This window comes from Thalassovita aquimarina, from assembly GCF_018219815.1.
GTDB classification, from domain to species: domain Bacteria; phylum Pseudomonadota; class Alphaproteobacteria; order Rhodobacterales; family Rhodobacteraceae; genus Thalassobius; species Thalassobius aquimarinus.
Window position 1 is genome coordinate 16668 of the sequence record NZ_JADMKU010000026.1, and the last position, 19847, is coordinate 36514.

Genomic DNA, 19847 nt, shown 5'->3' on the forward strand with positions numbered 1-19847 from the left:
CTATGTCCACATGTTGGAACCGCCACAGACGGTAAGCGCCTGTCCCGTCATGTAGCGGCTGGCGTCGGAAGCCAGAAATACCGCGAGACCGGCAAAGTCTTCCGGCTCACCCAGGCGGCGCAGGGGGATGTCCTGTTTGATGCGCGTCTCGACCTCCGGGTTGTCCCATAGCTCGCGCGCGAACTCGGTCTTCACCAGACCGGGGCAGATCGCATTGGACCGCAGACCTTGGGGCCCGAATTCGGCCGCGAGGTTGCGTACCAGGCCGATCAGCGCCAGCTTGGACATGCCATAGGTGCCCAGCATGACAGACGGTTTGAACGCCCCGATGGAGGAGGTGAACGCCATCGACCCCGCCCCCTTCGCCACCATGTCCGGTGCCACCATCCGGGCCAGCCATAAATTCGACTGCACGTTCACATTCATCGTCTTCTCATAAGCGTCATCGGGGATTTCGGACGTCTTGCCGAAATAGGGGTTCACGCCCGCATTGCCGATCACCACGTCAATCGGGCCGGCGAGTTCGTGGGTCTTGTCCACCAGCGCCTGAAGCTGATCCTGGTAGCCCACGTTGCACGACACTCCGTGTGCCCGGCCTTTGCCTCGCGCATTGATCTTCTCCGCCGCCGCATCCAGCTGATCCTGCTTGCGTGCGGAAATCACTACCGTCGCGCCATGATCAGCCAAGGCGGTGGCCATCGCCAGCCCCATGCCCTTGGATGCGCCGGTCAGCAGCGCGACCTTGCCGGTCAAATCGAACAGGCTCATCCTACGAACCCTCCTGCAGGCTTGGTCATTTCGCGGCCATGCGCGCGGGCCTGACGCGAGTTGCTTTCCTGATATTCGCGAACTTCGTTACGGGCGATGACATGGTGGTGCACCTCGTCCGGGCCATCCGCGTAGCGTAGCGTGCGCTGCTGCGCGTACATGCCCGACAGCGGCGACCACTGGCTCAGGCCCGTAGCCCCGTGAACTTGCATCGCCTTGTCGATGATATCGCAGACCTGTTCGGGAACCTTCGCCTTGATCATGCTGACCCAGATACGCGCTTCTTTGTTGCCCAGCACATCCATAGCCTTGGCCGCCTTGAGCACCAGAAGGCGCATCGACTCGATCTCGATCTTTGCCCGGGAAATGGTTTCCATGTTCTTGCCCAGATCGACGATCTTCTTGCCAAAGGCCACACGGTTCAGACCTCGGTCGATCATCAGATCCAATGCCTTTTCGGCCTGCCCGATGGAGCGCATGCAATGGTGGATACGGCCCGGCCCAAGGCGGACCTGGGAAATCTCAAAGCCCCGGCCCTCGCCCCAGAGTATGTTCTCTTCGGGGACGCGAACATTGGTAAACCGAATATGCATATGGCCATGGGGCGCATCATCGTGGCCGAAGACATGCATCGGCCCCAGGACCTCCACGCCCGGCGTGTCCATCGGCACCAGGATCTGACTCTGCTGACGGAAGGGTTCGGCATCCGGCGAGGTCTTGACCATCACGATCATGATCTTGCAGCGCGGATCGCCGGCGCCGGAGATATAGTATTTTTCGCCGTTGATGACCCATTCGCCGTTTTCCAGCACCGCCGAGGTCGCGATGTTCTTGGCATCCGACGACGCCACGTCCGGTTCGGTCATCGCAAATGCCGAACGGATTTCACCCGCCAGCAGCGGCTTGAGCCATTGTTCCTTCTGCTTGGAAGTACCGACACGTTCCAGCACCTCCATGTTGCCGGTATCGGGCGCCGAACAGTTCAGCGTTTCGGATGCGAGCGGGTTCTTTCCCAGTTCGGCCGCGATATATGCGTAGTCGAGGTTCGACAATCCTTCGCCCGTTTCGGCATTGGGCAGAAAGAAATTCCAAAGCCCTGCGTCCCGGGCCTTCTGCTTGGCTTCTTCCAGCAGTTCCAGTTGACCCGGCGCATAGGACCAGCGATCCGAACGGCCTTCGCCCAGGCGCTGGAATTCATCCGTCATCGGATCGACGTTTTCGCGAATATGCTTGATTACGGCGGCCAAAAGCGGCTTAGCCTTCTCGGACATTTCGAGATTGTTAAGTTCAAGAGGGGTGCCCTCAGACATTGGTGTCTCCCTTTTTTCTGTTTTCGTTTCCCCGAGAGGGGCGAGTTACCTGTTCACCCATTTGGGTGCGCGTTTTTCGACGAAGGCATTCACGCCTTCCTTGAAGTCTTCGGTCTTGGCCAGATCGGCGATCACTTCACGGGAATAGGCAATGCTGTCCTGCACCCCGTCGCGGGCGTTCATGTCGTTAAGCACCCGCTTGGTGGCCTTCACGGCAGAGGGCGAGACGGTGCAAAGTTGCTCGGCCTTCTCCATCGCCCTGGCCATCAGCTGATCGGCCGGGTGAACCTCGTTCACACAGCCCAGCGCAAGCGCCTCCCGGGCGTCGATCGTGCGCCCGGTAAGCATCATTTCCTGCGCGGCCAGTCGCCCGATATAACGTGACAGGCGCTGCACACCCGAAGCGGCGGCAAAGAAGCCGACCTTCACTTCGGGCAAAGCGAATTTCGCGGTCTCGGACGCGAGGATGATGTCGCAGGACAGCGCGGTTTCGAACCCGCCGCCCATGGCAAAGCCGTTCACCGCAGCGATGATCGGCTTTTCCAGATCAAAGCGCGAGGAGAGGCCCGCAAACCCTCGGTCGGTCATCTTGGCTTTGCCAACACCCTGCGCAGTGGCCTTAAGATCATTGCCCGCCGAAAACGCCTTCTCCCCTGCCCCGGTGAGCACCGCGACCCAAAGATCCCGGTCCGCCGCGAACGCGTCCCAGCAATCGGCCATCTCATTGTGCATATCCACATGCACGGCGTTGTAGACCTCGGGGCGGTTCATGGTGACCACGAGGATGTGACCATGCTTTTCGGTCTTGATATGGTCATAGCTCATACCTTCAGACCTCCGGTATCGATCTGTATGAACTTGCCGCCCTTTGTGGCCAGCTTGCGCAATGTCTCCGCAGGCGCGAACTCGGCATCCTCGCGTCCCAACTCTTCCATCCGGTCAAGCACAGCCTGCGCGCCCACCATGTCACCATAAAACATCGGGCCACCCTTTTCGGGCGGCCAGCCGTAGCCATAGAGCCAGACCACATCGATATCCGAAGGGCGCTGCGCCTTGTTCTCTTCGAGAATCTTCACCGCCTCATTGATCATCGGGTAAATACATGTTTCGACGATCTCCTCAGCACTCTTGCTGGTGGGCGCCGCACCGGTGATGTCGCGGATGATCCCGGCAGTCACATCCGAAGGAACAGGCCGGCGGTTTTCGTCGTAGTCATAAAATCCCGCCCGCGTCTTCTGCCCTCGCCGGTTCAGTTCGCACAGCGCGTCGCGAATCGGATTGTCGGTCTTGGCTCCTTTGGACCAACCGATATCGAGCCCTGCCAGATCTGACATCTGGAACGGCCCCATTTTGAACCCGAACTGGTTGAGCGCGGCATCCACGTCCCAAGGCATAACGCCCTGATAGACCAGCTTGTTCGCCTGCTTCTGCCGTGCAAACAAGATACGGTTGCCAACAAACCCAGGGCAGACACCGACCAGCGCGGCCACCTTGTTGATATCCTTGGCCAGAGACATGCAGGTCGCCACGACATCATCGGCAGTGTGTTTGGCGCGCACGATTTCCAACAGCTTCATCACATTGGCCGGCGAAAAGAAATGTAGCCCGATCACATCCTGGGGTCGCGCCGTCATACCCGCGATGTCGTCAATATTCAGCGCAGAGGTGTTCGTGGCCAGGATCGCGCCGGGCTTCATAACACGGTCAAGTTCGGTGAAAATCTTGCGCTTTAGGTCCAAGTTCTCGAACACCGCCTCGATCACGAGATCGCAGCCCGCCAGATCGGACAATTGCAGCCGTCCGTCAAATCGCGCCATGCGCGCTTCGACCTCGTCCTGCGGGAAGCGTCCCTTGTCCGCCGAGCGCTGGTAGTTGCCGCGCACGACCTTCAGCCCACGGTCCAGCGCCTCCTGCGAAGTCTCGACAATCGTCACGGGAATGCCTGCGGTAGCGAAATTCATCGCGATGCCGCCGCCCATGGTCCCGGCGCCGATAATCCCCACGCTTTTCACCTGCCGGAGCGGCGTATCCTCGGGCAAGCCGGGCACGTCCCATGCATTCCGTCCCGCCTGCGCGATGTAGGCGCCGATGTCATCTGCATTCAATTCGTTCATGTGCTTGTCTCCAGCTTTTTCAGACAGATCGAGCGCACCCCGCGTCGGTCGATCTTATCGGTCGCGCCCCGCATCAGGGGCGTGTACTGGCACCACAAGTGTGTCGGCATTTTGAAGGTCGCGAGATGCCCCTCCAGTGCTTGCGTCATCTGCGCATGGCTCAGCATTGTGCCCTCGCGCAACTGCACGGCGGCACCGACCGTTTCTCCGAGACGTTCATCAGGGATCGAAAACGCGCAGGCTTCCAACACCTGTGGCACCTTGTGCAACGCGCCCTCGACATCCAGACAAGCGATATTTTCGCCGCCTCGAATGACGATGTTCTTCTTGCGGTCGAGAATGGTCACATAGCCCTCTTCGTCGATCACTCCCAGATCACCGGAACGCAGCCAGCCATCCTGTATCGTCTCGGCGGTGGCCTCGGGCTTGTTGAGATAGCACCGCATGTTGGCTGGGCTCTTGACCGTAATCTCGCCCAGTTCGCCCACCGCCACTTCGTTTCCCGCGTCATCGAGGATTTTTAACTCCTGCACCGGCGGGTGCAGCTTGCCCGCACTCTCGGGACGCTTGATATAGTCGTCCCCGATCATCCCGATGCCCAGCGCGTTTGTCTCAGTCATGCCCCAGCCGGTCGCGATACCTGCATTCGGAAAGGTCTCGGCCAGCTGTGCCACCTGGGCGCCGGGCCGCTTGGCGCCGCCCGAGCCGAGGTAGTCCAACAGCGGCAATGTCTCGCCCATTTGCCGGGCCGCCATCATCAGTTCCGCAGACTGCGTGGGCACGCCCAAAAAACGCGTGATGTCGTGTTCCAGGATAAGCCGCACGGCCTTTTCCGCGTCCCATTTATGCATCAGTGTTATTTTTGCCCCAGCGGGCAGGCTTAGCAAAAACAGCGGATGTGTTGCCGTCACATGGAAAAGCGGCGTCACCACCAGCGCCGAAGGGCGCGGAGGTTCGGGCGCCCCCGGTTCGGGCGGCGTGACCAGTGGAGCCACGACCGACTGCATCAGCCAGCTGAACACGGCATTCACTGCGCCCCGGTGCGTCTGCACCACTCCCTTGGGATGGCCCGTCGTGCCCGAAGAATACATCACCGCGAAATCGTCGTCCGTGTCTATCGAAACCTCCGCCGCATCCGCACGACTGGCGCCGCTCAGTAAATCACTGAAGTCACGGTCGGCATGGCCTTCGGCATCTCGGACGCCGACGATCGTCAAGCCCAGTGTTTGTTTCAGAGGTTCCAACCGCTGCGCCCGCGGCCCGTCGGCGAACACCACCTTCGCTTCACTGTCGCTCAGGGCGTAGTGCAGCTCTTCGGTAGTCCACCACGCATTCAAAAACACCACCGTCGCCCCGATGGATGAAATCGCCAACATCGTCACCAGGAACTCGGGATAATTCCGCATTGCAATAGCGACCCGGTCGCCCCGCCCCAATCCCAGATTATCGCGCAGTGCATGGGCCATTCGGTGCACGTTCTCAGTGAACTGCGCATAGGTCAGCCGCTCGTTCTCATAAACGAGATATTCCAGGGCACCATCGCCATGACGCGCCCAACCTGCCGCCAGCAGGTCCGGCACGGTTGGCGGAATGTTCTTGAACGCCTTGTATGTCACGCCGCGAACCTCGGTAAGTTCCACGGCGAAGGTCGGGTCGGTGCTCAAGACGTGCTGCACCGCTTCTTCAGGCGTCGTCCCCGTCATAGACGCACCTTCTGAGTTCGCCAGCGGGCGATTGGATAATGCATGTTTTCTCCTCCCAATGCAGAGCGCTACTTCCGATTCTGATGACGGATGTGCGCGTCTGCTTCGGCTAGCTTATGCAAGCTATCGACTTGAGCCAATACCGCAAAGCAGAATTTTATTCCGCATTTTTTGCATCATGAAAAGTTTGACATGACCAGGCCCGTTCAATCGTCTTGAGGTTGGGCCACCCCTTCTTCCCGGGATCTGCGGTGCCCGCAAACCCGATAAGATCGCCGAATGCTTCAACGCCAGATTCGGCGATGGACTGCTGAACGGGGAAGTTTTCTTCGACCTTCGGGAAGCAGCGAACCTGATCGAGCAATGGAAAAAACACTCCAGAACGAAACGACCACTCAGGGAGGGGCTGATCAACCGGAGCTTTTGCGCCAGAAAGCGCTGGAGTTTTTTGATGCCAATGCTGCACGCATAGAGCGTGCATGGCTACGTGAAGCGAACGACTAAGAGCCTTCAAATGGGCGATGCGTCGAGTTTAACCAATGATTTCATTGACGGCATCAAATCTGCGAGCGACTTACGACAAGTGGCAGAAATATTTGCCCCAGAGGTTCTGAACTCCTGCATGGGCGGGCAACTGACCACGCTCGGCCCTACCTTAATGTTGCTGGAGGCACGTGAAATTCGCGACCTGGACGACTGCAACAAAATCAATGGGTCCTGAGCCTAAGGATAGCTGAAGGATCATAGGTATATATGGGGCTCTGACTTCCTGCTGATGGGAGGGTTTAAAAGGCTTACCACGTGGTATCGCGATCAATCTGCCATATTCTTGCCTTCATTATCACATCAGAATGTGCAGCCCGAAAACACGACAGGAAATGAAGAAATGACGCACGGTTTGAAAGCCTCACTGAAAGCAGCCACTATCGCTTTCTCTGTTTTGGGGATCGGGATAGCAGCGACCGTTTCAATGACCGCGACCGAGGTCTCGGCCAAGGGGAATGGCGGTGGTAACGGAGGCGGCAACGGCGGCGGCAATGGCGCTGGCAATGGCGGCGGGGGGCATGGCGGCGTTGGATCGGGGCATGGCGCCATGGGTGGCAACGGCAAAGGGCTCGGCAATGCCAATGGTGTCGCGAAAGGATTCGGACAAAACTCCGCCAAGGGCAAAAGCGCCGCAGCCAAGGGAAAAAACGCCGCAGCCAACAGCAAAGGCGCCATCGCTTCCGAAATGAAGGGCCTGAATGCAGTTCATGCCAGCGCGACGGCCTTTGCGAATGCCTCTCCCGAAAGCATGGTGGGACAAATCGCGGCCTACGGCGATGCTCTCGGGGCTCTGGCGGACGCACAGGACGCGCAGGAAGACGCAGAGAATGCGGTTTCCGATGCTCAGCAAGCCGTCGACGAAGCAATCGATGCCGTGGCTGAAGCCCAGAAAGCCGTAGACAATGCAGAGGACGATTCAGCACTGGCAGAGGCCGAGGATGCGCTGGCAGAGGCCGAAGACGGGTTGGCGGATGCTCAAGCCGCACTGTCGGAGGCCCAGGATGACGCGACCGCTGCGGAAGACGCGGTTGCAGTTGCTGAAACGGTCGTCGGCGATACCAGCACCGCACTTGGCCTCGATTCCCTGTCCAACGAGGCACGGGAAGCCTTCGAGGCCGAACTGGCAAGCAAATAAGTCCTGGGTGGGGGCAGCCTGTTCCTGCCCCTTCCAAACGCCCGATCAGGTGGGACGGCGCCAACACAGTCGCCCGCCCTGTCTGATCGTCGCGTCACGCCTGCAGGCCGGTATCCCACCACCGGCCATGCAGCGCGGCAGGACCAGCGGGTTGCGTTGAAATGCGCGTGCGCGACTTGCAGCCGACCAAAAGCGCCCTGCAACCCGGGCGCTTCCACTCCGGGCAAAGGGCAGTATGCTCGGGCCGTTTTGAAGAAACCGGGACCTGAACCTTTGCCCAAGGACAAAATCACCAGACCTCAAACCGCTGCCTCCAACCGGAAGACGCCCGTGCGCAACACCATCGCCGCTTTGCTCTGTGCGGGCACCCTTGCGGGTCTGACCGCCCCCGCCATCGCCGAAAACCCGACGGTAGATATCGCGCAGCCGGGCACGCCCGCGCGGGAGGAAATCGCCGTAAAGGAAGCTGCGCAAGCGGCATCCGAAGCGTCCCGTCAGCAGGAAAAATTGCTAAAGATGGCACTGGGCGGATGCTTTCAGCAACCGCCGGATGTCGCACCGGGTACGAAGGTGACAATCGGCTTCGAACTCGACGAGCGAGGCGAGCTTGTCGGGATTCCCGAACCTCTCGGCGATGCAACCGCGAACGCGGATGTACGGCGCCTCTATCTGAGGGCTGCCACGGCTCTGGACACCTGCGCGCCCTTTCCGCTGACGGGCGAAAGCGCCAGTTTCAAAGCCGTTCTGTCGAACAGCAATGTCCTGTCGATGAGACGCATTTCGGACGCCAAAGCGCCATCCGTGCGCCAAGCCGCTGCGGCGGTGCATAGACCGACGACAGAGGAGACCGAGAATGCGCTTTCGCTGAACCGCTCCCGGCGCATCGAAATTCAGCGGCGGCTGCAACTGCTGGGCTTCGACCCAAAAGGGGTTGACGGGGTATTCGGGCAGAACACCAGGGACGCCATTTCATCGTGGCAGGCGGATAAAGGATTCCCCGCCACTGGTATCCTTGGTGCGGTCCAGTTGCTGGCCCTGAACGCGCAAAGCCAGGTTCTCTATGCCGACTACATCGAAAAACACCCGCCGAAGCTCAGAAAGCATCGCGTCAAAGTCTGCCGAAACAGCGGCTTTTTCGATATCAAGCAGTGCCGGTACGAAGACCGCTGGTACTGAAGAGACGCCGGGGCTTCCCGATCAGACCCGCTGGCGAGCCGCCGCTGGCCGCGCGAACGTACGGGCGGCCGGATCGTTTCGGAAGGCTGTGACCTGATCCCCTTGGAGACCGCTTTCATAAGTTAGCTCTGTTCAGGGGCTGGCCCTCATTTGAGCGTTGGTGACGCTCCCGCGTGTTGAGACCGTCGTAGCTCGACTGCGGGGCGGTGGTGATTGCAATCGTTGCGCCATGCCGCAATCATGCGACGGACATGTAGTCGAGCGGCCAGAAAAGAGTGCTCATCACGCCCCCATCCGTTCAGGAGCGAGCAACACGCGAACAAAACGACCGCAAGCCGGTTAACGGGGCCAGACCCTAAGCCAAGAAACGGTTGATCCAGTCACAAATCGCCCCAAAACTTCTCTTCGCACGCTCGCTGCAATGCCGGGCGCGCAGATACCCGTGAACAAGTTGCGGCTCGTTGCGCCAATCGGCCCGGATGCCTGCGGCCTGAAGCGCCGCCTGGTAGGCGGGACCGTCATCGCGGATCGGATCGACATCGGCGGTTACGACAAAGGCCGGGGGCAGGCCCTCGAAACTCGCGGCGCGCAGCGGCGAGGCCTCGGGGTTTGAACGCCGAATTTCCGCATTGCCGCCGGTGATCATATCGGCATAGCCTTTCAGGTCCTGGGTACGCAGCAGCGGTGCCTCGGCATTTTCGGTATAGGAAGGCGCATCCATATCCCCGCCAAGCCCGGGATAGATCAACACCTGCGCCAAGGGCACGGTTCCTCCGATCCGCCGCATACGGAAACACAGCGCAGCGGACAGGTTCCCGCCCGCGCTGTCCCCGATCGCAATCCCGGACCGGCCATTTGCCGTTTCCGCCTGCCAGACGGCGGCGACATCGTCGATCTGGGCGGGAAACAGATGCTCGGGCGCCAAACGATAATCGACCGAAACCACCTCGCATCCCGTCGCCACCGCCAGTTCCGCGCAGACATCGTCGTGACTGTCCAGGCCGCCGACGACGTAGCCGCCGCCGTGGGAATAAAGCAGGAAAGGCCGGCCGGCGGATCCTTCGGGGCTGTAGCGGCGCACCGGCACGCCCGCGACCATTTCGTCCCGGACAGGCAGGCCCGCGGGACGCGGTGCCCGAAAGATGTCGCACATGGCATCGTACATGCGGCGATTATCCTCGGCCGTCGCGCCATTCGCCTCGGCGGGATAGGCGGCCTCGGTGTCAGCAATGAAGCGCAGCACTTCGGGGTCGGTGATCTGCATGGGCTCAGCCTTTCTTGCGGTCTTGTATCGTGGTGTCCAGCCAGTCCGGGTCCATTTCGGGGACCGAACTGAGCAGCAGTTTGGTGTAGGGGTGGTGCGGCGGGGAGAACATCTGTCCCTTGGGGCCCTGTTCAACCACGCGCCCCTTCTGCATCACCACCACATAATCGGCGATGGCCTTCACCGTCGCCAGATCGTGGGTGATGAACATATAGGCCAGCCCGCGTTCTTCCTGCAGGCGCTTCAGCAACCGCAGGATGCCCTCGGCCACCAGTTGGTCCAACGCCGAGGTCACCTCGTCGCAGATGATGAAGCGCGGCTCTGCCGCCAGCGCGCGGGCAATGCCGATCCGCTGCTTTTGTCCGCCCGACAGGGCCGCGGGGTAGCGATCGATGAACTGGTCCGGTTCCAGTTCGATCGCTGACAGCAATTCGCGGATCTTCTCTTCCTGCGCCTTGCCGCGCAGTCCCAGATAAAACCGGATCGGACGGCCGATAATTTCCCGGATGGTCTGTTTTGGGTTCAGCGCGGTATCGGCGGATTGATAGATCATCTGAACCTGCCGCAGCTCGTCCTTGCTGCGCGCCGCCAGTTGCGCGGGCAAGGCTGCGCCATCCAGTTCGATCGCCCCCGCGACCGGCGGCAGCAGCCCGGTGATCGCCCGCGCGGTGGTGGATTTTCCGGACCCGCTTTCGCCCACCACGGCCACCGTATGACCGGCATGGATGTCGAAACTGACATCGTCGAGGACCGGCGCCCCGCGCACGTATTCTGCGGTGACGTTCCGAACCCGTATCACGGGCACCTCATCCGACGCGGGGGCGCTTTTCTCCTCGGAGGTGAAGCTGCGCACCGCCCAGAGCGATCTGGAATACTCCTCCTTCGGGGCGGCCAGCATGTCGCGGGTCGGTTGTTCCTCGACCTCTTCGCCCCGCAGCAGGATCTTGATGCGGTCGGCCATCTGCGCAACCACCGCCAGATCGTGGGTGATATAGATCGCGGCGGTCCCCAGTTCCCTGACAACGTCGCGGATCGCGCCCAGCACTTCGATCTGGGTGGTCACATCCAGCGCCGTGGTCGGTTCATCGAAGATGATCAGGTCCGGCTTGCAGGACATGGCCATTGCCGTCATCGCCCGCTGCAATTGGCCGCCGGAAACCTGATGCGGATACCGGAAACCGATCTCGTCCGGGTTCGGCAGGCGTAGCTGGGCGTAGATTTCGCGCGCTTCCTGTTCGGCTTGCCCGCGCGGGATCAGGCGGTGGATGCTGGTCGGCGCTTCGGCGTACTGGTCGATCAGCCGATGGGCGGGGTTGAAATACGCCGCTGCGGATTGCGCCACGTAGGCAATGCGCTTGCCCCGCAGCCCGCGGCGGCGGCGCTCGCTCATCCCCAGCAGGTCCATGCCATCGAAGGTGACGCTGCCCTGCGAAATCCGCGTCCCGTCCCGCGAATATCCCATCGCCGCGAGACCCAGCGTGGATTTGCCCGCCCCGGATTCTCCGATCAGGCCCAGCACCTCGCCGCGCCGCAGGTCAAGATCCACGCACTTGATGATCGGCTGCCAGATATCGCCTTGCCGGCCTTCGATCCGAAGATCGCGAATGGTCAGAAGAGTGTCGCTCATCGGATCGCCCTCAGTCTTTCAGGCCGGATGCGCGATGCAGCATCCAGTCCACAACGAAATTAATGCTAACCGTCAGAAGGGCGATGCAACCGGCGGGCAGAAGCGGGGTGATGTCGCCGAAAGTGATCAGCGCCGCGTTGTCCCGCACCATGGACCCCCAATCCGCTGTGGGCGGCTGTATCCCCAGCCCCAGAAAGGACAGGGCCGAAATCGCCAGGAAGACGAAGCAAAAACGCAGGCCGAACTCGGCCACAAGCGGGGCCATGATATTGGGCAGGATTTCGCGCCGGACCAGCCAGCCCAGCCCTTCACCGCGCAGCCGGACGGCCTCGACATAGTCCATCACCACCACGTTCATCGCGACTGCGCGGGACAGTCGAAACACACGGGTCATTTCCAACATGGCGATGATCAGGACCAGCATCAGGATCGACGTGCCGAAAATCGACAGCAGCAGCAACGCAAACACCAGCGAGGGGATCGCGATCAGCATATCCACCAGACGCGACAGCGCCTGATCGGTCAGCCCGCCCAGGACAGAAGCCAGCAACCCAAGCGCAGTGCCGATGGTGAAGGCGAGAACGGTCGTGGCCAATGCGATCCCGATGGAATTGCGCGCCCCGAAGATCAGCCGCGACAGCATGTCCCGGCCCAGATTGTCGGTGCCCAGCAGATAATCGCCGCCCCAGGGTTCGAACTCCATCCCGACGATTTCGGTCTCCGCAAAGGGGGCCAGCAGATCGGCAAACAAGCCGGTCAGCAGGAAGCCGGTGATCACCACGATCCCGAACAGCGCTGTCAGAGGTACGGATTTAAGCGAAATCGATGTCATGGATTACTTCCTGTGCATCAGGCGCGGATTGGTGGCGATGGCCAGCACGTCGGCGCCAAGGTTCAGAAGAATGTAGATACCGGCAAAGATCAGGCAGCAGGCCTGCACGACCGGGATGTCCCGCTTCGCGACCGAGTCCACCATCAGCTGCCCCAGGCCGGGATAGACGAAGACCACTTCGACAATCACCACCCCCGTCACCAGATAGGCCAGGTTCAAGGCCACCACGTTGACAATCGGGGCCAGCGCGTTCGGCAGCGCGTGCCGCAGGATGACCCGGACCGGGGAGGCGCCTTTGAGCCGGGCCATTTCGATATAGGGTTGCGCCAACAGATTGATGATCGCGGCACGTGTCATCCGCATCATGTGGGCGGTGACCACCAGCACAAGCGTCAAGGCAGGCAGAAAGGTCCGGAACAGCATCGTGGACAAATCCGCATCGCTGCCGAAATCCGCGATCGAGGGGAACAGCCCCCACGTCACCGAGAAATACAGCAACAGGATATAGGCCACGAAATATTCCGGGAACGAAATCGAGGTCAGTGTCAGGATGTTCACCGCGCGGTCGAACCAGCTTCCGCGGTACAAAGCGGCCAGCAGGCCCAGCGTGATCGACAGAGGAACCGCGATGGCGGCGGCATAGATGGCCAGGAACAGCGTATTGGCGAAGCGCCCCGCCAGCAATTCGGCGATGTCCCGGCCATTCGCCAGAGACGTTCCGAAATCGCCCCGTACGACGCCGCCCAGCCAGTTGAAATAGCGCAGCATCGCGGGTTGATCCAACCCCAGTTCGCGCCTGAACGCCTCGACCGTTTCGGGGGTGGCGGATTGGCCCAGCACTTCCTCGGCCAGATCGCCGGGCAACAGTTCGATCGCAAAAAAGATGAACAGGGATATGGCGAACAGTGTCAGCAGGCCAAGCGCGAGCCTGTGCAGGATCATCGAGACGAGCGGGTGTAGCGTCATGTTGCCTCCACTTCCCTAACCGGCCAGCCAATGTCGCGGATCGGCTGGCCCGCATGCGCCGGGGCGGCGATCCCGCGCTGACCGGGGGACAGTTGCGCCAGGCGTTCGGTCAGCGGAGAGGCCATCGGCGCGGCCTTCCCTGCCGCCGTATCCACATGCATCAGCATATGTTCGGCCGTCGCCTGAACATTTCCTGCCTCGTCAACCATCTCGTGATGCAGACGGATTCGCTTGGCATCGTGGCCCAGAACGGTTGTGCGTACGGAAATATGCGTGTTCGCCTTGGTTTCCGACAGGTGGCGGATATGGGTTTCCACCGTGTAGACCGACCGCCCCGCCGCGCGATACCCGGCATCCATGCCGATGTGGCCCAGAAAGGCGTCGGTCGCATCGCCGAACACCTGAAGATAGCGGAACTCTGTCATGTGGCCGTTATAGTCCAGCCACTCGCCCGAGACTTGCGTTTTGTGCAAGACCAAAGGCCTCGTATAGTCCGGGGTTTCCCGGACAGCCGTGTCTTTGGCCCGCTCGAAGAAGCGTTCCTCCATCTGCCGCAGGCTCTGCCCCGCGCCCCAGTCCTGCGCTTTCAGCGCTTGATAGATGCCGATCAGGTTGTCGTCGCGGATGCGTTCCAATTCGCGGATCGAATACTGCCCGGATTGCGCATCCGACTGATCGCCGATCTTGCCGGCAAGCTCGTCCGTCATCTCCGGCACGTCCATCAGCTTGGTCCAGGGCCATTTCAGCGCCGGGCCGAACTGTTCGATGAAATGCTTCATCCCGGCTTCGCCGCCCGCGATGCGATAGGTTTCGAACAGGCCCATCTGCGCCCAACGCAGGCCGAAGGAATATCGGATGACGTCGTCGATTTCCTCGGTCGAGGCGACATCGTCATGCACCAGCCACAGCGCTTCGCGCCAGACCGCTTCCAGCAGGCGATCCCCGATATGGGCGTCGATTTCTTTGCGCACCCGCAGCGGGAACATCCCGATTTCGCGCTGAATGCCGGCGGCGCGGGCCAGGGCGGCTTCGTCATTGGCGGGGCTGCCCACCAGTTCCACCAGCGGGATCAGGTAGACCGGGTTGAACGGATGCGCCACGAACAGGCGTTCGGGATGGATCATCCCCTCTTGCAGTTGCGACGGCTTGAACCCGGAGGTGGACGAACCGATCAAGGCATCGGGCCGGGCGGCCGCTTCGACTTCGGCGATCACCTTGTGTTTCAGGTCAAGCCGCTCGGGTACGCTTTCCTGGATGTAGTCGGCATCGGCCACCGCGCTGGCCAGGTCGTCATGGAAGGTCAGCACACCTTCGGGGCACGCCGGGGCCTGTATCATCTTGCCATAGGCGCGGCGGGCGTTTTCCAGCACCTCCCCGACGATCCGCGCCGCTTCGGGATGGGGATCGTAAATCGCCACGTCGATGCCGTTCAGCAGGAACCGGGCGATCCAGCCGCCACCGATGACGCCACCACCGATACAGGCGGCTTTCTTGAGTGTCACAGACATTGCAATCCTATTGCTACAGAGGGACCGGCGCCCAAAGGCGACGAAGTCGAAGAAAAAGAAAATGTATCGCCCCGCCGCCGACAGGCGACGGGGCAGCGGATGCGCTTAGACCATCCACCAGCGTTCGACGGCTTTCCAGCCATCGAGGAAGCGGTTCGAGGCCAGCTTGCCATGCTGGATACGCTCGGATTTCCCATCGATGAAGTTCGAGAACATCGGGATGATCGACCCGCCATCGTCGCGGCAAAGCTGCTGCATCTCGCCGTACATCTCGGCACGCTTGGCGTCGTCCAGTTCCACCCGCGCCTCTTTCAGCAGGGCATTGAACCGTTCATTCGACCAATGGCTTTCGTTCCAGCTTGCCCCGTCCGCATAGACCATCGAGAACATCCAGTCCTCGGTCGGGCGACCGTTCCAATAGCTCATGCAAAAGGGTTTCTTCAGCCAGACGTTGGACCAGTACCCATCTGCCGGTTCGTTCTTCACATTCACCTTGATCCCGGCCTTTGCCGCAGATTCCTGGAACAGCACCGCCGCATCCACCGCGCCGGAAAAGGCCGCGGAAGACGCCGACAGGGTAACGTCCAGCGCATCCATTCCGGCCTGTTTCAGGTGGAACTTGGCCTTGTCAGGGTCATAGCTTCGCTGTTCCAGTTCGGCGTTGTAGAACCGGTAGGCCGGACCGATGGGAGTGTCATTGCCCACGGTGCCATGACCGCGCAAGATTTTCTCGACCATCTCTTCGCGATTGATGGCGTGTTTCAGGGCCAACCGCACGTTCACGTCATTGAACGGTGCGGAATCGCAATGCATCGGGAACGGGAAGTGTGCCGATCCGGTGACTTCCACCGTTTCGATCCCCGGCCGGCGTTTCAGCATGTGCACCGTCTTCGTGGGAACACCGTTGATGATCTCCACTTCGCCGGTGACAAGCGCGTTTTGCCGTGCGGTCGGGTCGTTGATGGTCAGCAGCGTCACCTCGTCGAACCAGGCGCGGCCTTCCTTCCAATAGTCGTCCCGCCGCTTCAGGCGGATACGCACACCCGGTTCATGTTCTTCCAGCGTATAGCCGCCGGTGCCGATCCCGGATTTCCAATCCAGTTTGCCCGAGGCATCGGCAGGCATGATCAGCAGGTGGTAATCCGCCGCGACAAAGGGGAAATCGGCATTGCCCGACCCCAGTTCGAACACCACCACATGATCGCCATCGGCGCGGATATCCACCACATCCTTCAGCAATTCCTTGGCGCCCGATTTCGTTTCTTCGCCCCGGTGGTGATTGTAAGACGCAATGACATCCGCTGCGGTCAGCGGTTTGCCGTTGGAAAAGCTGACCTTGCGCAGTTTGAAAGTCCATGTCTTTGCATCTGCACTGGGGGTGATCTCCTCGGCCAATTCGGGTTTGGCCGCGCCGTTTTCGTCGATTTCGACCAGGTTGTTGCAGACACCGCCCAGCATGGCCGTCACCACCGGCCCACCGGTGTAGGTCGCCGGATCGATGCTGTCCGAGGTCGCCCCGCCGGAATGGCCGATCCGCGCATGACCGCCCTTTTGCGGTGCAGGCTGGGCAAATACCCTGGGGGCGACCCCCAAGGCAAGCGCCGCAGCAGACGTGCCGCGCAGAAATCCGCGGCGGTCAAGATGGGTCAGTGTCATGGTCTTCTCTCCCTTTGGTTCTGGGGTTCGAGTGCCCCAAACTTGTGATAAACGGCGCCTTACCAGCGCTTCTTCAATTTCAGTTTCTCCCGCACCTGCGCGGGCGTCATCAACGACACGTTCATCGCCGACAGCAAGTTGGCCGTGCGTTCGACCAGATCGCCATTCGTCGCCAGAACGCCCTTTTCCAGCCAGATATTGTCTTCCAGGCCCACGCGAACATTCCCGCCCGCCAACACCGCCTGCGCGGCATAGGGCAATTGCATGCGTCCGATCGAGAACATGGAATAGACCCATCCGTCCGGGATGTTGTTGACCATGGCCATCAACGAATTCGGATCGTTCGGCGCACCATAGGGTATGCCCATGCAAAGTTGGATCAGAACCGGATCGTCGATCAGCCCCTCTTCGACCAGCGTTTTCGCCAGCCAGAGGTGCCCCAGGTCGAATACTTCGATTTCGGGCCTCACACCGGCATCCTGAATGCGCTTGGCCATTGCCCGCAGGGTACCGGGCGTGTTGGTCATCACGTAGTCCGCCTCGGCGAAGTTCATTGTGCCGCAATCCAATGTACAGATTTCGGGCAGCAGTTCCTCGACATGCACCAACCGTTCGGTGGCGCCCACCATATCCGTGCCGTCCGGATTCAACGGCAGCGGCGCCTCGGCCGATCCCAGAACGATATCGCCGCCCATACCGGCCGTCAGGTTCAGGATGACATCGGTGCCACTGTCGCGAACGCGGGCCACGACTTCGCGATACAGCGCCGGATCGCGCGACGGCGCGCCGGTTTCAGGGTCTCGCACATGCACGTGCGCCACCGCCGCGCCCGCCTGCGCCGCCTCGACACAGGCCGCCGCAATTTGTGCAGGTGTCACGGGCACCTTGTCGCTTTTCAGGTGGCTTTGTCCCGATCCCGTCACAGCACAGGTAATAAATGCATCCCAGTTCAAGGTTGCGCCTCCGAATCTCTAAAATTGGTTCCGATGACGGATAGCCTAGACACGAAATTCTCTTTCTATTTTGCCGTATCCGCCATACTATTTGCCTATGACGCCAAATTTACCAATCCATCTGACATTCGTCCTGTTCGATGGCTTTTCGAATATGGTGCTGGCCAATGCCGTGGAACCGCTGCGGGCGGCTCGCAACCTGTCGGGGCGTAACCTGTTCGAATGGCAGATTGCCACCATAGACGGCGCTCCCGCGCGCAGTTCGTCGGGGTTGCAGCTGCAGGCAGACAAAGCCTTGTCCGAAGCAGATACGAATACCGGGATGTTGGTGCTGGTGGCCGGATACGGCGCACGCGAACACGCCGCAAAATCCCAAGTGCGCGCCGCCATCCGGGAAGCGGCAAGGCGGGCGGAAACCGTGATCGGGCTGGACATGGGGGCCTGGATCATGGCGTGCAACGGACTGTTGCACGGGCGGCGCGCCACCGTCCACTGGCACGAATTCGATGCCTTCGAAGAGGAATTCCACCATGTCGAGGCCGTGTCCGACGGCCATGTGATCCAGGGCGATCGCATGAGTGCCGGAACGGCGACCTCGGCCATGTCGCTGATCCTCGAAGTGATCCGCGCCAACGCCGGAGATGCGTTGGCCTACGATGTAAGCACCCTGTTCCGCTATGACAGCGCCGAAAAGCAGCGGACCGCCAGCAGCGCGCTTTCACCACGCCTCGGCCGTGCCGTGCGCGAAATGCTGCGTCATATCGAAGACCCCAAACCCCTCGCCGATATTGCCGGGTGGGCCGGGGTCTCGCTGCGCACGATGGACAGGATGTTCCAACGCGAACTGGGCGTCACGGCCGGGGAATATTACCGTTCGGTCCGGTTGGCCCGGGCGCAGAACCTTGCGTCGGCAACCAGTTTGCCGGTGCATGCGATCGCGGCACAAACGGGTTTCGCCTCAGCAGCTACCCTCTCTCGTGCATTCCGAAGGCATTTTGGACAGACGCTGATGGATACCCGCCGCAACGCGCAGCGCGATACGCCCTTCTAGCAACTCTATCTGTCGGGCTCAGGGCCCGTTAACATGCTTGAGGCTGGATTGTCTGCGTGTTTCAAGCCCCAAACTGAAGGGGCGTGATGAGCAATCTCTAGTAACTGACTGACGAGCAGATGGCACGGTTGCAGCAGTTTCAGACCTCTGCGCCGGATCAGGTCTGGGTGACGGGCATCACGATAACAAACCCCACGAGGGCTGGCTTCATCTCTGTGTCGTGATCTGCGCGCCGGGCAAAGTCTTCTAGCGCACGCTTGTAGCCGTTGATTCCAGCCTAGAATGTTCGAATTCTCTCCGACAAGATGCGCGTTGCTTTCAAACATTCCGACGCATCTTCGGAGAACCGGGGATTCAGTTCTATGTTCATGACCGCTCCAGCGGGGAAGACACATGCGTCCATCAACTTCGTCCAGGGAATATCCCCCCACCCTACCGGCAGGTGCAAATCCCCTAGCCCCAGGGCCAGGCGCTCACTATCGGTATATGCCCACATATCGTCCTGACGTCCAAAACAATCGTGGACATGCAGGTGCCGCGCATAGGGTGCCAGCGCGGCACATTCTGCAACCAAATCACCGCGCCGGTTTTCAGCATCCAATTTGATATAGCTGTGACCGAAATCCAGTGTTGCACAGACGTGCGAGTGATCGATTGCAGCAAGTTCCTTGGCCAGTTGGCAGGGATTTGGAGTGTGAATCCAGCCGTCATGCTCAAAGAGCGTTTCAACGCACAGATGGAGCCCCCGTGCGGCGGCAGCGTCACCAGCTTTGAAAAGCCATTCGCGTTGCCGGAGATAAGCGTCTCTTTGCCGAACCGGATCGTTCTCCATTGTCATGCCCGCATGAAGTACAAAATGCTTGGCCTCCAGCGCCTCCGCGACATCCAGGAACACTTCCAGCAGTTGGAAATGCTTCGGCAAGCGGTCTTCAATATCCATGAAGTTCAAGGCCAAAGGACCATGTACGGAATACGGGACTTCGCGGCCCCCGCAGATATCCAGAATTTTTTTCAGCTGCGACTGACGTAGTCTACCACCAATAATCAGATCGAAATCGAAGGCAGAAAGTTCGATCAGGTCAACTCCAAGCCCTTGCAAATTGTCCAATTCCGCGCCCAGATCTGACAGGTTCCCGTCGCGCAGTCGGGTGGACATGCCGACCCCAAAAATGCCGTGTTTTTCCAAGGTTAGAACCTTTACTCATGTATTTTTCGAGATATGCTTTCCTGCCGCAGCA

General features: G+C 60.5%; 18 protein-coding genes and 2 pseudogenes. 6 read left to right on the forward strand and 14 right to left on the reverse strand.

Going from position 1 to position 19847, the window contains the following annotated elements:
- The 5 genes from IT775_RS19405 to IT775_RS19425 all read right to left on the reverse strand — a co-directional run bounded on the left by IT775_RS19405 (position 1) and on the right by IT775_RS19425 (position 5895).
- Complete coding sequence (locus IT775_RS19405; protein ID WP_212702902.1) at positions 1 to 768, reverse strand: SDR family NAD(P)-dependent oxidoreductase; 768 nt, start codon at positions 766 to 768, stop codon at positions 1 to 3.
- Positions 765 to 2078, reverse strand: a complete 1314-nt coding sequence (locus IT775_RS19410; protein ID WP_212702903.1) for an acyl-CoA dehydrogenase family protein — start codon at positions 2076 to 2078, stop codon at positions 765 to 767. The genes IT775_RS19405 and IT775_RS19410 overlap by 4 nt, the downstream gene beginning before the upstream one ends.
- Positions 2079 to 2123: 45 nt before the next feature.
- A complete protein-coding gene (locus IT775_RS19415; RefSeq protein WP_212702904.1) occupies positions 2124 to 2903 on the reverse strand; it encodes an enoyl-CoA hydratase-related protein in 780 nt (259 codons plus the stop codon).
- On the reverse strand, positions 2900 to 4126 hold the full coding sequence (locus IT775_RS19420; RefSeq protein ID WP_343231167.1) for a 3-hydroxyacyl-CoA dehydrogenase: 1227 nt from the start codon (positions 4124 to 4126) through the stop codon (positions 2900 to 2902). Before IT775_RS19420 ends, IT775_RS19415 begins: the two co-directional genes overlap by 4 nt.
- 62 nt (positions 4127 to 4188) lie before the next feature.
- Positions 4189 to 5895, reverse strand: coding sequence for a class I adenylate-forming enzyme family protein (locus IT775_RS19425; RefSeq protein WP_212702906.1), 1707 nt, complete (start codon positions 5893 to 5895; stop codon positions 4189 to 4191).
- A 214-nt stretch (positions 5896 to 6109) separates the two neighbouring features.
- On the opposite strand from IT775_RS19425, the pseudogene IT775_RS19430 reads away from it, so the two are divergent.
- From IT775_RS19430 to IT775_RS21620, 5 genes and pseudogenes are all read left to right on the forward strand, one after another.
- A pseudogene (locus IT775_RS19430) lies at positions 6110 to 6289 on the forward strand (integrase core domain-containing protein); the annotation flags it as partial.
- A complete protein-coding gene (locus tag IT775_RS19435) occupies positions 6259 to 6399 on the forward strand; it encodes a hypothetical protein (RefSeq protein WP_212702907.1) in 141 nt (46 codons plus the stop codon). The pseudogene IT775_RS19430 and the gene IT775_RS19435, both read left to right, overlap by 31 nt.
- A 10-nt stretch (positions 6400 to 6409) precedes the next feature.
- On the forward strand, positions 6410 to 6616 hold the full coding sequence (locus IT775_RS19440; protein ID WP_212702908.1) for a hypothetical protein: 207 nt from the start codon (positions 6410 to 6412) through the stop codon (positions 6614 to 6616).
- 132 nt (positions 6617 to 6748) lie between these two features.
- A complete protein-coding gene (locus IT775_RS19445; protein ID WP_212702909.1) occupies positions 6749 to 7576 on the forward strand; it encodes a hypothetical protein in 828 nt (275 codons plus the stop codon).
- Between the two features lie 330 nt (positions 7577 to 7906).
- A complete protein-coding gene (locus IT775_RS21620; protein ID WP_212702910.1) occupies positions 7907 to 8752 on the forward strand; it encodes a peptidoglycan-binding domain-containing protein in 846 nt (281 codons plus the stop codon).
- Between the two features lie 115 nt (positions 8753 to 8867).
- Here the strand turns inward: IT775_RS21620 and IT775_RS21350 are convergent.
- The 8 genes and pseudogenes from IT775_RS21350 to IT775_RS19485 form a co-directional block, all read right to left on the reverse strand.
- Positions 8868 to 9006 (reverse strand): annotated as a pseudogene (locus IT775_RS21350) (IS3 family transposase); the annotation flags it as partial.
- A gap of 101 nt (positions 9007 to 9107) precedes the next feature.
- A complete protein-coding gene (locus IT775_RS19455; protein ID WP_212702911.1) occupies positions 9108 to 10016 on the reverse strand; it encodes an alpha/beta hydrolase in 909 nt (302 codons plus the stop codon).
- Between the two features lie 4 nt (positions 10017 to 10020).
- Positions 10021 to 11643, reverse strand: coding sequence for an ABC transporter ATP-binding protein (locus tag IT775_RS19460; protein ID WP_212702912.1), 1623 nt, complete (start codon positions 11641 to 11643; stop codon positions 10021 to 10023).
- Positions 11644 to 11653: 10 nt separating this feature from the next.
- Positions 11654 to 12475 (reverse strand): ABC transporter permease, encoded by an 822-nt coding sequence (locus IT775_RS19465; RefSeq protein WP_212702913.1) that lies wholly within the window; start codon positions 12473 to 12475, stop codon positions 11654 to 11656.
- A 3-nt stretch (positions 12476 to 12478) separates the two neighbouring features.
- Entirely contained in the window at positions 12479 to 13441 is a 963-nt protein-coding gene (locus IT775_RS19470) for an ABC transporter permease (protein ID WP_212702914.1), read from the reverse strand.
- Positions 13438 to 14949 (reverse strand): carnitine 3-dehydrogenase, encoded by a 1512-nt coding sequence (locus tag IT775_RS19475; protein WP_212702915.1) that lies wholly within the window; start codon positions 14947 to 14949, stop codon positions 13438 to 13440. The genes IT775_RS19470 and IT775_RS19475 overlap by 4 nt, the downstream gene beginning before the upstream one ends.
- Positions 14950 to 15054: 105 nt before the next feature.
- Positions 15055 to 16605 carry an ABC transporter substrate-binding protein gene (locus IT775_RS19480; RefSeq protein ID WP_212702916.1) on the reverse strand — a complete coding sequence of 517 codons (1551 nt, stop codon included), beginning with the start codon at positions 16603 to 16605 and terminating at the stop codon, positions 15055 to 15057.
- A gap of 59 nt (positions 16606 to 16664) precedes the next feature.
- A complete protein-coding gene (locus tag IT775_RS19485) occupies positions 16665 to 17558 on the reverse strand; it encodes a beta-keto acid cleavage family enzyme (protein ID WP_212702917.1) in 894 nt (297 codons plus the stop codon).
- Positions 17559 to 17655: 97 nt separating this feature from the next.
- Between IT775_RS19485 and IT775_RS19490 the strand changes: the two genes are divergently transcribed.
- Positions 17656 to 18609 carry a GlxA family transcriptional regulator gene (locus IT775_RS19490; RefSeq protein ID WP_212702918.1) on the forward strand — a complete coding sequence of 318 codons (954 nt, stop codon included), beginning with the start codon at positions 17656 to 17658 and terminating at the stop codon, positions 18607 to 18609.
- 277 nt (positions 18610 to 18886) lie between these two features.
- Here the strand turns inward: IT775_RS19490 and IT775_RS19495 are convergent, their stop codons facing one another.
- Complete coding sequence (locus IT775_RS19495; protein WP_212702919.1) at positions 18887 to 19795, reverse strand: sugar phosphate isomerase/epimerase family protein; 909 nt, start codon at positions 19793 to 19795, stop codon at positions 18887 to 18889.
- Positions 19796 to 19847 lie beyond the last annotated feature (52 nt).

Bases quoted from the DNA above. Each gene is read 5' to 3' on its own strand.
- IT775_RS19405 (WP_212702902.1), bottom strand. From the start codon at position 768: ATGAGCCTGTTCGATTTGACCGGCAAGGTCGCGCTGCTGACCGGCGCA.
- IT775_RS19410 (WP_212702903.1), bottom strand. From the start codon at position 2,078: ATGTCTGAGGGCACCCCTCTTGAACTTAACAATCTCGAAATGTCCGAG.
- IT775_RS19415 (WP_212702904.1), bottom strand. From the start codon at position 2,903: ATGAGCTATGACCATATCAAGACCGAAAAGCATGGTCACATCCTCGTG.
- IT775_RS19425 (WP_212702906.1), bottom strand. From the start codon at position 5,895: ATGACGGGGACGACGCCTGAAGAAGCGGTGCAGCACGTCTTGAGCACC.
- IT775_RS19435 (WP_212702907.1), top strand. From the start codon at position 6,259: ATGGAAAAAACACTCCAGAACGAAACGACCACTCAGGGAGGGGCTGAT.
- IT775_RS19440 (WP_212702908.1), top strand. From the start codon at position 6,410: ATGGGCGATGCGTCGAGTTTAACCAATGATTTCATTGACGGCATCAAA.
- IT775_RS19455 (WP_212702911.1), bottom strand. From the start codon at position 10,016: ATGCAGATCACCGACCCCGAAGTGCTGCGCTTCATTGCTGACACCGAG.
- IT775_RS19460 (WP_212702912.1), bottom strand. From the start codon at position 11,643: ATGAGCGACACTCTTCTGACCATTCGCGATCTTCGGATCGAAGGCCGG.
- IT775_RS19465 (WP_212702913.1), bottom strand. From the start codon at position 12,475: ATGACATCGATTTCGCTTAAATCCGTACCTCTGACAGCGCTGTTCGGG.
- IT775_RS19470 (WP_212702914.1), bottom strand. From the start codon at position 13,441: ATGACGCTACACCCGCTCGTCTCGATGATCCTGCACAGGCTCGCGCTT.
- IT775_RS19475 (WP_212702915.1), bottom strand. From the start codon at position 14,949: ATGTCTGTGACACTCAAGAAAGCCGCCTGTATCGGTGGTGGCGTCATC.
- IT775_RS19480 (WP_212702916.1), bottom strand. From the start codon at position 16,605: ATGACACTGACCCATCTTGACCGCCGCGGATTTCTGCGCGGCACGTCT.
- IT775_RS19490 (WP_212702918.1), top strand. From the start codon at position 17,656: ATGACGCCAAATTTACCAATCCATCTGACATTCGTCCTGTTCGATGGC.